Genomic DNA, 11721 nt, shown 5'->3' with positions numbered 1-11721 from the left:
CTAAAAAACTGATCTGGTCGTTTGGGAGGAAAGGCCATGCAGCACAACTATGACGCATTGGCGCAAAATGCAGCGAACTTTGTACCGCTTTCACCGCTTTCGTTTTTGTCGCGGGCAAACTCGGTCCATCGAGACCGTGTCGCGGTTATCTATGGGGATGTTCGCCGCAATTGGAGCGATATAGCCGCTCGGGCGAGTGCTTTTGCAAGCGGCCTGAAGGCGTTGGGTTTGTCCAAGGGCGACACAATTTCGATCCTAAGCCCGAACATCCCGGAATTGTTCGAGCTTCATTTCGCCATCCCGCTGATGGGCGCGGTTCTCAACACGCTCAATACACGGTTGGAAGCCGAAACGATCGCTTACATTCTGGATCATGCAGATACCAAACTGGTGATTGTTGATCGTGAGTTCGTTCCCCTCCTGTCGCAGGCTTTCGAGCGGCTTGGCCGCACGGTCCCAGTGGTCGAGATCAACGATGTGAATGCGCCAAGGTTCGACACGTTGGGTGGCAGAAACTACGAGGACCTCGCCGCTGCTCCTGTCGATCCTGATCTGTTGGTCTCGCCAGCCAGTGAATGGGATGCGATCGCTCTGAATTACACGTCGGGCACATCGGGGCGCCCGAAGGGCGTCGTGTATCACCACCGCGGTGCGTATCTGATGGCTTTGGGTACTGTTGCCGCTTGGGAAATGCCGCACTATCCGATCTATCTGTCTGTGGTCCCGATGTTCCATTGTAATGGCTGGGGCCATCCGTGGATGATGGCTATTCTGGGCGGAACCAAGGTTTTCACGCGGACGCCCGCAGCAGACAAAGTTCTGGACGCGATCCGGACCCATGGTGTCACCCATTTGGGAGCGGCGCCTATCGTACTTCAGATGATCGCGGAGCACGAAGATACCGATGCCGCGCCGTTTGATCCCGCAATTCGTGTCCTTACCGCTGGTGCGCCGCCGCCGCCTTCTGTCTTGGAAAAGACCAAGGCGATGGGTCTGGACGTCATGCAGGTTTACGGCCTGACCGAAACATATGGCCATATCTCGCAGTGCTTGTGGCAGGAAGAATGGGATCACAAGCACCCCGAGGAGCAAGCCCAGTTGCAAGCCCAGCAGGGTATCGCTTTCCCAATGGTCGAAGATGTGACGGTTCTGGATAGCGAGACCGGGCAAGAAGTTCCGCGCGACGGCGAAACGCAAGGCGAGATTGCAATTAGGGGCAACACGGTGATGAAGGGGTACTACAAAGATCCCGAAGCCACGGCCAAGGCGTTCAAGGATGGATGGTTCTGGTCTGGTGATGCCGCCGTTATTCAACCGGACGGCTATATCCAAATCCGCGACCGGTTAAAGGATGTGATTATTTCGGGGGGCGAAAACATCTCGTCGGTCGAGGTTGAGGCCGTGTTATTCCGCCACCCGGCAGTTCAAGCAGCGGCGGTTGTTGCGAAGGCTGACCCGAAATGGGGGGAAGTGCCATGTGCATTTGTTGAACTGCGCCCGGGTCATGAGGCTGACGAAGCAGAAATCATCAGCTTTTGTCGCGCAAATCTGGCTGGGTTCAAGACCCCTAAATCGGTGATCTTCGCTGAGTTGCCCAAGACATCGACCGGAAAGATCCAGAAATTCCAGCTGCGGGAAACCGCCAAAGCCGCAAAGGAGTAGATGGATACAGTCACACCAGAAGCACGTTTGCGCGATCAACGCTCTGAGGCGCGAAAAACGGGTTTAGGGTGAGAGACACTCGAACACAAAACACCGCTCGATACACAAGACGGAGACCTAGGTGCCGGGCGGATCGTGCTTAATGACCATCTATTTTAAGTGCGAGTTTTACGAAATCACGGAGGAGAAACATAAATGGCAAAAGAACCACCACTGATGGAGTTGCCCATCGAAGTCAGCGAAGGCGGCTTTTATGATGGCTTCAGCAAAGACGTCACCATCGCGTCAAAAATCCTAGTCGGTGCGCTGATCTTCTGGGCGATTGCCTTCCCAGAGAACGCATCGAGTGTTTTGGGCGCAATGAACAGCTTCCTGCTGTCTAACTTTGCGGCCTGGTACACGTGGGTCGTGGCGTTCTTCATCATCGTCTGTGTGGTGCTGGCGCTGATCCCGTCGACTGGCCGTCTGAAAATGGGCCTGCCCGGTGACAAACCTGAGTTTTCAAGCTTTTCTTGGTTCTCGATGATGTTCGGGGCGGGGATTGGCATCGGAATGCTGACGTTTGCAACCGCAGAGCCTATGTACCACTTTGCCAATAACCCCGAGGTTATTCAGGGTCTGGCAGAAGGGTCGTCGGCTGATAACGTTCGCAATGCCTATAAGTGGTCGTTCCTGCATTGGGGCTTCTCGGCTTGGGCGTGCTATGCGCTGGTTGGCTTGTCGCTGGGGTATTTCTCGTACCGCCGCAACCTGCCGCTGACCATCCGCTCGGGTCTGGCACCGCTGTTCGGCAGTGCGCTGTCGGGTAAGCTGGGTCACGCGATCGACATCGTTGCCGTTGTTGCCACCATTCTAGGCGTCGCGCAGACGCTGGGCTTTGGCGTTGAACAGTTCGTCGCCGGTCTGCACCGGATTGGTGTTGGCGATTGGTTGTTGAATGAAGATGGCAAAGCCACCACTGCTGCCATCGTTGTTGCTCTGCTGGTCATCATGGGTGCGTCCACCTTGTCTGCTCTGTCGGGCGTCGGCAAAGGCATCAAATGGCTGTCGAACATCAACATGGGCCTCAGCTTCTTCCTGCTGGCGTTCTTCTTGATCTTCGGCTCGGCTCTGTTCGGCCTGCAAGCACTGTTTGTCGGCTTGTTCGACTATATCGTGGCGTTGCCGGGTATGCTGTTCAACGTCTGGAAAGCTGATGGTACCGAAACCGGCGATGCGCTGGCCAGCTGGCAGGGCGGATGGTCCGTCTTCTACTGGGCCTGGTGGATCGCATTTGCACCATTCGTGGGTGTGTTCCTGGCGCGTATCTCGCGCGGGCGGACCGTTCGTGAATACGTGCTGGGTGCGATCATCATCCCCTCGATGATGTGCTTCGTCTGGTTCACCATCGTTGGTGGCACCGCCATCGACCTGACCCTGAACGGCACCGCTGGTGACGCGATTTCGGGTGCCGGTCAGCAGGCACAGCTGTTTGCGATGCTGGACGTGATCCTGTCGTCTGGCTTTGCCTGGGTAATGGCGGTAATTGTTGTGATCCTGCTGCTGACCTATCTGGTCACTTCGGCAGACTCGGCTGTTCTGATCGTGAACACCATCAACTCGGGTGGTGACGAAGGCCCCAAAGGCCGTCCGCACATCATCTTCTGGGGCACGGCTCTGGCGTTGGTTGTGGGTGCCTTGTTGATCATCGGTGGACTGGGCGCGATCCAGACCGCAATGGTGATCGGAGCGCTGCCGTTCAGCCTGGTGATGGCGCTGATGGGTGTTGCACTGATCAAGGGCATCATCCGTGACAGTCGCCGTGAAAAGCTGGGCGTGACCAGCGTTCACGCCGCTGAACCGGCCGAGTAAGGTCTGAAAATCGGGGCGGGCGCGTAAAAACGCCCGCCCTTTTTTTGTGCCCGCCCTTTCGCGGGACCCAGAATTCGTTAGATGTTTGACCCAGAAAAAAAGTCATAGGATAGACGATGCTGAACCTCGACCAACTGAGTGAACTGAAGAATCTGGTCGTTGAGCGACACGAAGATGGCGTCTGGATTGTGCGACTGAACCGCCCGAACAAACGCAACGCGTTGGATATTGCCACGATTGATGAACTGGTTGACCTGTTCAGCAGCGCGCCTCGACTTGGCGCCGCGGCGATTGTCCTAACAGGCGAAGGCGATCACTTTTGCGCTGGCCTCGATCTGGTCGAGCACCATCAGGCCGATCGTAGTCCTGCTGATTTCATGCATGTCTGCCTGCGTTGGCATGAAGCGTTCAATAAAATGGAATATGGCGGCGTTCCCGTGATCGCCGCCCTTACTGGCGCTGTTGTGGGCGGCGGATTGGAACTGGCCAGTGCGGCGCATATCCGTGTCGCCGACGCCAGCACTTATTTCGCTCTACCCGAGGGCCAGCGTGGGCTGTTCACCGGCGGAGGGGCCACTATTCGGGTGGCTGATCTTGTTGGCAAGGCCCGCATGGTCGACATGATGCTGACGGGCCGCGTTTATCAGGGGCAGGAGGCAGTTGAAATCGGTCTGGCGCAATACCGTGTCGAGGGGTCCAGCTTTGACAAAGCGTTGGACCTTGCGCGCCGCGCGGCTGAGAACCTGCCGTTGACTAACTTTGCCATCTGCTCTGCGATCAGCCACATGCAGAACATGTCTCCTTTGGACGCGGCCTATGCCGAATCGGTCGTTGCCGGTGTGGTGAATACTCAAACTGATGCCCGCGCGCGACTTGAGGCGTTTGCCAACAAGACGGCCGCGCGTATTCGACCCGACAGTTAGTGCATCGAGCGTCACCTTTGGGCGCTGAGGGAGTCATAATCTACTCGTTTTCCCGTAAATTAATTTTTTAAAAACAAGTTATTAGACGCTTTCTGTCGGTTCTATATTAACGCTGCTTATATCACTTGGTATTATTAGTCATTGGATTTGTTTTGTTTGGATTTGGCAGATTGAGGTCAACCCAAGGAGGAGGCATCCATGACGACGACTGCAATCGGCCACTATATCAATGGCGAGGTTTATGGTGGTGCGCGCACCAACACTCAGGACGTGTTCAACCCGGCGACGGGGGCTCTGTCGGGGCAGGTTGATCTGGCCTCGGTTGGGGATGTGGACAAGGCGGTTGCGGCGGCCAAGTCGGCGTTTCCGGCGTGGTCGAACATGCCTCCGATCCGCCGCGCGCGGTTGATGAACAAGTTCCTGAACCTGCTGAACGAGCACAAGGACGAGCTGGCCCGCGCCATCACCGCCGAGCATGGCAAGGTCTTCACCGACGCCCGCGGCGAGGTTGAGCGCGGCATCGATATCGTCGAGTTCGCCTGCGGCATCCCGCAGCTGCTCAAGGGCGATTTCACCGATCAGGTTTCGACCGGCATCGACAACTGGACCCTGCGCCAGCCGTTGGGTGTGGTGGCGGGCGTGACCCCGTTCAACTTCCCGGTGATGGTGCCGATGTGGATGTTCCCGGTAGCGATTGCGGCGGGCAACACGTTTGTCCTGAAGCCTTCGCCAACCGATCCGACGCCGTCGCTGATGTATGCGGAACTGATGAAAGAGGCCGGCTTCCCCGATGGTGTCTTCAACGTGGTGCAGGGCGACAAGGTGGCCGTGGACGCGCTGCTGGAGCACCCCGACGTGCAGGCGATTTCCTTCGTCGGTTCGACCCCGATTGCGAATTACATCTACGAGACCGGCGCCCGTCACGGCAAGCGCGTGCAGGCTCTGGGTGGGGCCAAGAACCACATGCTGGTGATGCCCGACGCCGATCTGGACAAGGCTGTCGATGCGCTGATGGGCGCGGCCTATGGCTCGGCCGGCGAGCGCTGCATGGCGATCTCGGTGGCCACGCTGGTGGGCGACGTGGGCGACAAGATCGTGCCGATGATTGCGGAACGTCTGGCCTCGCTGAAGGTCAAGAACGGGGTCGAGATGGACGCCGAAATGGGCCCGATCGTCACCAAGGCTGCGCATGAGCGGATCACCGGCTACATCGCCAAAGGTGTCGAAGAAGGCGCTGATCTGGTGGTCGATGGCCGTGGCTACACGGTTGAAGGTCACGAGGATGGCTATTGGATGGGCGGCACGCTGTTCGACAATGTCACCAAGGACATGACGATCTACAAAGAGGAAATCTTTGGTCCGGTTCTGTCCTGTATCCGCGTCGACAGCTTTGCCGAGGGTGTGCAGCTGATCAACGACCACGAGTTCGGCAACGGCGTCAGCATCTTCACCCGCGACGGCAACGCCGCGCGCGAGTTCGGGCGTCAGATTCAGGTGGGCATGGTTGGTGTGAACGTGCCGATCCCGGTGCCGATGGCCTGGCACGGTTTCGGCGGTTGGAAGAAGAGCCTGTTCGGCGACACCCACGCCTATGGCGAAGAGGGCGTCCGCTTCTACACCAAGCAGAAGTCCATCATGCAGCGCTGGCCTGAAAGCATCTCAAAAGGCGCTGAGTTCACTATGCCCGTCGCGCGCTGAGATCGGAGCACTGACCATGGAAACCTTTGACTATATCGTCGTGGGGGCCGGCACCGCCGGCTGCCTGCTGGCCAATCGTCTCAGCAAGGATCCGTCGAAACGTGTCCTGCTGCTGGAAGCTGGTAAGAAAGACAATTACCCGTGGATTCACATCCCCGTCGGGTATCTGTACTGCATTGGCAACCCCCGCACCGACTGGTTGTACCAGACCGAGCCCGACAAGGGCCTGAACGGTCGAACGCTGCGCTATCCACGTGGCAAGACGCTGGGGGGCTGCTCTTCGATCAACGGCATGATCTACATGCGGGGTCAAGCGCGTGACTTTGACAATTGGGCAAAGCTGAGCGGCGAAGAGGATTGGAGCTGGCAGAACTCTCTGCCCGACTTCAAGGCGCATGAAAACCACTACAAGCTGGATGGCGGGGCGGACCCGGCGACCGGCGACAACAGCCGCTTTTCCGACCTGCATGGTCATGGCGGTGAGTGGCGTGTCGAAAAGCAGCGCCTGCAATGGGACGTGCTGGATTCCTTTGCCAAGGCCGCGAATGAGGCGGGCATTGAATCGACCGACGATTTCAACTCGGGCGACAATGCCGGGGTCGGTTACTTTGACGTCAACCAGAAATCGGGCTGGCGCTGGAACACCTCCAAAGGATTCCTGCGTCCGGCGAAGGACCGTCAGAACCTGACCATCTGGACCGAAGCGCAGGTCGAGCGTCTGACCTTTGACACCACCGATGACGGCGCGACCCGCTGTTCCGGTGCGGTTGTCCGCCGTGCGGGCCAGCCGGTGACCGTCAAGGCGCAGGCCGAGGTCATTCTGTCCGCCGGGGCCATCAACTCGCCGCAGATTCTGCAGCTGTCGGGCATCGGGGACGGTGAATTCCTGAAATCGCAGGGCATCGACGTGGTGCTGGACGCGCCCGCCGTGGGTGAGAACCTGCAGGATCACCTGCAGATCCGCGCCGTGTTCAAGGTGGACGGAGCCAAGACCCTGAACACGCTGGCCAACAGCCTGGTGGGCAAGGCCAAGATCGGCTTGCAATATGCGCTGCAGCGCTCGGGCCCGATGAGCATGTCGCCCAGCCAGCTGGGCGCATTCACCCGGTCGGACCCCAGCCGCACCCATGCCAATCTGGAATATCACGTCCAGCCGCTGAGCCTTGAGGCCTTTGGCGAAGACCTGCATGACTTCCCGGCGATTACGGTCAGCGTGTGCAACCTGAACCCCACCAGCCGTGGCCATGTGCGCATCCGGTCGGGCAAATATACTGACGCGCCAATGATCGCGCCGAACTATCTGGACACCGAGGATGACCGCAAGGTCGCCGCCGACAGCCTGCGTCAGGTGCGTGAAATCATGGCGAAACCGGCCATGAAGCGCTATAACCCGCAGGAATGGAAACCGGGCATCCAGTACCAGTCCGATGAGGAACTGGCCAAGCTGGCGGGCGATATCGCCAACACGATCTTCCATCCCGTCGGCACTGCCAAGATGGGTAGCGCGGATGATCCGACGGCCGTGGTTGACCCTCAGCTCAAGGTCAAGGGGATCAAGGGATTGCGCGTGGTCGATGCCTCGATCATGCCCGAGATCACCAGTGGCAATACCAACGCTCCGACCCTGATGATCGCGGAAAAGGCGGCGCGGTGGATTCAGGCGGGCCGCTAACGCGGCGCTCATAAAAATCTGGCCTCGGGTTCATGGGCGGACCCGGGGCTTTTCACGTCATATCGGGCTGCGGGTCCGACATTTTGCAGGGATAATGCACATGACACGTCACACGTCCACGGAGCTGCCGCTTGCCGGTGTCAAGGTGATCGATTTTGGTCAATATATCGCTGGCCCGGCCGTTGCCATGGTGCTGGCCGATTTCGGCGCGACCGTGATCCGGGTGGAAATCCCCGGTGGTCCGCTGTGGGAGAGCCCGGCCAATGCGACGCTGAATCGCAACAAACAGATTGTGACGCTGGACCTGAAAACCGACGAAGGTATGGATCAGGTCCGCCGGTTGATCGCCGAGGCTGATATTCTGGTCGAAAGCTTCCGTCCAGGCACCATGACCCGCATGGGTCTGGATTTCGCCGAGATGCGTAAAGCCCGCCCTGAACTGATCACTCTGTCGATCCCCGGTTTTGCCTCGAATGACGAGCTGCGCCGCGAATGGCGGGCCTATGAAAGCGTCATCGCTGCGTCTTCGGGCGTGTTCACCGATATGGGCCTGAACCGGGTGCTGATGGGGATCAACCCCTCCTTTTCGCCGCTGCCGCTGGCTTCGGCCTATGGCACGATGCTGGCCGCGTCTTCGGTGGTGCTGGCGCTGCAATCGCGCGAGCGTACCGGGTACGGCGACCAGATCGAGGTGCCGCTGGCCTCGGCCGTGATGGAAGGGCTCAGCTACAACTCGATCAAGATCGAGGACTATCCCGACCGCTACAAGACCCAGCGCGAGCTTGAGATCGAGCGGCGCCGAGTCGAAGGTCTGCCGATGAATGTCAGCTACGAAGACCTGCAGGAATTGCTGGACCCGTTCTACCGGTCCTACAAGTGTAAAGACGGGCGGATGTTCTATGTGGTCTGCCCTAGCCACAAGGACCACGCCAAGCGCTGCCTCAAGAAGCTTGGCATCTATGATGAGCTGGTCGAGGAAGGGCTGACCGAGGAAGAAGACACCTATCTGCCCATGTCCGAGTGGAAGAACGACGTGTCGCTGGGCGTCTATCCGCTGCCAAAGGAATGGGCCGACAAGATCGCCGAGCGGATGAAAGAAGTGTTCCTGACACGGACCTCAAAGGAATGGGAGCGGATTTTCGGCCGCGGCAAATTCCCCGGCGCGCCCCAGCGCTGGTTGCAGGAGTGGATTCACGATGACCACGCCGAAACCGCCGGACTGATGGTCGAGGTCGAAGACCCGGAGTTTGGCACCATGATCCAGCCCGGCCCGATGGTCTGGCTTGAGGAAAGCGGCGAAGAAATGCTCGAACCGCGCGGCCGGGAATGGGTGGATTTCGACACGGCTCTGGCCTCGCTGCGCGCGCATGAAACAGCGGTGCCCGACCCGGTGCCCGAAGAAGAGAAAACCGGCTGGCTGGACGGCGTCCGCATTCTGGACTTGTGCAATGTGATTGCCGGGCCGCATTCCGTGTCCTATCTGGCCCGTTTCGGGGCCGAGGTGATCAAGCTGGACCCGGCCAAGCCGTTTTATGACTGCTGGAACACGGTGATTTTCAGCCTGACACATGGTTCGGGCAAACGCTCGGTTCTGGCGGATATGAAATCGCCCGAAGGTCGCGCGATCTTTGAGAAACTGGTGAAATCCGTCGATGTCATCGTTTGGAATGCGACCGACGCGCAGGTGCAGTCGATGGGTCTGGACCGCGAAAACCTGGCCAGAATGAACCCCGATGCGATCTTCTGCAAGATGGATTGCTTTGGCGGCGTCCGCCGGGGGCCGCGGTCGAACTATCTGGGCTATGACGATCTGGTGCAGGCCACCACAGGCATCATGCTGCGCTTTGGCGGCTCGATGGAGACGCCCGAGGAACACGCGCATGTGGGCACCATTGACGTCATGTGCGGCTTTGGCGGCTCGCTTGGTGTGGCGACGGCGCTGTACCAAAAGCTTAAAACCGGTCAGGTCGGGCGTCCGCGCACCTCGCTGGCGGCGCTCAGCGGTCTGGCGCAGATCCCCTATTGCTATGACCATGAACGCCGGGGGCTGTTTGACGAACCGGCGGGCCGTGAGTTCAACGGCTATGACGCGCTGACCCGCTTTTACTATACCTCGTCCGACCGTTTCATCCTCCTGAGCGCCTATGAACACGATGTGCCCCGTCTGGCTTCGGTCGAGGGGTTGGAAGGGTTCGAAGAAGTCGCCCCCGAGGATCGCGACGCCTTTTTGGCCAACGCCTTTTATCAGGCTCGCGCCAGCGACTGGGCGGAACGTCTGCAGGCGGCGGATGTGGGTGGAACGATCTGCGAAAACATCGAATCGCTGCGCTATTACAACGCGCGGCCTGCGGATGGCACGCCGGGGATCGACCGGGGCAGCTATTCCTTCTCGGTGCGCGAAGATCACCCCAGCGGCCACACGGTCACGCAGCTGGACCCCTTTGCCATCCGCCCTGTGCGCGGAACGGTCTATGCGCTGGACCCGGCCGAGAAATTCGGCACTTCCACGCGGGCGGTTCTGCAGGAACTGGGCTATGACGACGCAGCCATTGACGGAATGTTAAACGATGGCACGGTCAGCGAGAGCTGGAGCAGGGAATACCTGCCCAGTTAATAAAAAGACCTAAGCGGTATCTTGATCCCAAGGTGCCACTTAGGTTCGCGCGCCGATGTTCGGTTATTCCTTAGCGGCACTGACCGGTGATCGTCTATCGAAAGAAAACCATAACCCAAACCATGGATGCTGGAGGTTCCGTTCATGTCTGGGACTGCTCTTGTTTTTCGAGGAACCGGACTTGTCGGCAGAGCACTGGTCGACTTGCTAATACGTGACGAACGCTAGGAACGCGTTGTTTGTGTCGATCGCAAGCCAATTAGGTACGAAGGACATAAGGTTGTCCAGGTTCTGGCGGACAAGGGTTCTATCGAAGCGGTCGCCGCGCGCCTTTGTGCGGACACAGTGTTTTCTTGCCTTGGAACAACTCAGAAAGTGGCCGGGGTCGTGAGGCATTCCGCGAGATCGACCATGACTATGTACTGCATTGCGCCCAAATTGCGTATCGAAAGGGGGCCACGCGGTTTCTTTTAGTGTCTTCAATGGGAGCAAGGATCGGGTCTACCAGTTACTATGTACATGTCAAAGGCGAGACAGAACGTGACCTCGCCAGGATTGGGTATCCTTCTGTCGATATACTTAGCCAGACAACATGCAAGCCAAGCAAATCCTGATCGTCGAGGATGATCCGACCAGCCTTGAGGCGATGGCAGGATATTATGAAGTCGAAGGCTACCGAGTCGTCCGTGCCCACGACAGCGACGAAATGGAGCGCGAACTTAAGCGGCACGTGATTGATATGGTTGTCCTGGATATTCGCCTGCCCGGAAAGGACGGGCTGACCCTTTTGCGTGAATTGCGGGCAGAATCGGATGTACCTGTAATTGTCGCCAGCGCGCGCGGCGAGGACGTGGACAGGATCGTCGCGTTGGAGATTGGTGCTGATGACTATTTGCACAAACCCGTCAACCTGCGCGAATTGTTGGTGCGGACAAAGAACATACTGCACAGGGTCGCAATGCCGGCCGTTCCTCATTCGGAACAGGATGAGGTGCTCGAGTTCAACGGGCTTACTCTTGATCGCGGCGCACGCACGTTGACAGCAGCAAATGGAGAAGACGTTCACCTCACGCGAGGCGAGTTTGAATTGCTCAGCTATCTCGCCCAACGCCCCAAGCGCGTGCTGCAACGAGATCAGTTGCTGGACTGTCTATCAGGTCGCGACTGGCAACCCTTTGATCGCACCGTAGATGTGATCATTGGACGGCTGCGGAACAAAATTGAAGTGAATTCAAAAGCGCCCGAAATTCTTGTGACCGTTCACGGGGTAGGTTACGTGTTCATGGGGGCTTAGCCATTAG

Annotated in this window: 7 protein-coding genes; all 7 read left to right on the top strand. The window is 58.5% G+C overall.

The features are described from left to right. Window positions 1-36 precede the first annotated feature (36 nt). Window positions 37-1662, top strand: a complete 1626-nt coding sequence (locus tag ABWV79_RS10085) for an AMP-binding protein (protein WP_353391739.1) — start codon at window positions 37-39, stop codon at window positions 1660-1662. 195 nt (window positions 1663-1857) lie between these two features. Next, window positions 1858-3513: a BCCT family transporter gene (locus ABWV79_RS10080; RefSeq protein ID WP_170356405.1), complete on the top strand. Its 1656-nt coding sequence runs from the start codon at window positions 1858-1860 to the stop codon at window positions 3511-3513. A gap of 116 nt (window positions 3514-3629) precedes the next feature. Beyond that, window positions 3630-4436 (top strand): crotonase/enoyl-CoA hydratase family protein, encoded by an 807-nt coding sequence (locus ABWV79_RS10075; RefSeq protein ID WP_353391737.1) that lies wholly within the window; start codon window positions 3630-3632, stop codon window positions 4434-4436. Window positions 4437-4634: 198 nt separating this feature from the next. Beyond that, window positions 4635-6134: a CoA-acylating methylmalonate-semialdehyde dehydrogenase gene (locus ABWV79_RS10070; RefSeq protein WP_353391736.1), complete on the top strand. Its 1500-nt coding sequence runs from the start codon at window positions 4635-4637 to the stop codon at window positions 6132-6134. Between the two features lie 16 nt (window positions 6135-6150). Further along, window positions 6151-7806: a GMC family oxidoreductase gene (locus ABWV79_RS10065; RefSeq protein WP_353391735.1), complete on the top strand. Its 1656-nt coding sequence runs from the start codon at window positions 6151-6153 to the stop codon at window positions 7804-7806. Between the two features lie 100 nt (window positions 7807-7906). Next, entirely contained in the window at window positions 7907-10420 is a 2514-nt protein-coding gene (locus ABWV79_RS10060) for a CoA transferase (RefSeq protein WP_353391734.1), read from the top strand. 592 nt (window positions 10421-11012) lie between these two features. Further along, on the top strand, window positions 11013-11714 hold the full coding sequence (locus ABWV79_RS10055) for a response regulator (protein WP_353391733.1): 702 nt from the start codon (window positions 11013-11015) through the stop codon (window positions 11712-11714). The last annotated feature ends 7 nt before the right edge of the window (window positions 11715-11721 follow it).

The organism is Ruegeria sp. HU-ET01832, assembly GCF_040371315.1.
In the GTDB taxonomy this organism is placed as follows: domain Bacteria; phylum Pseudomonadota; class Alphaproteobacteria; order Rhodobacterales; family Rhodobacteraceae; genus Ruegeria; species Ruegeria lacuscaerulensis_A.
The sequence above is the reverse complement of the archived record's forward strand: the minus strand, read 5'-3'. Positions and strand labels throughout refer to the sequence as shown.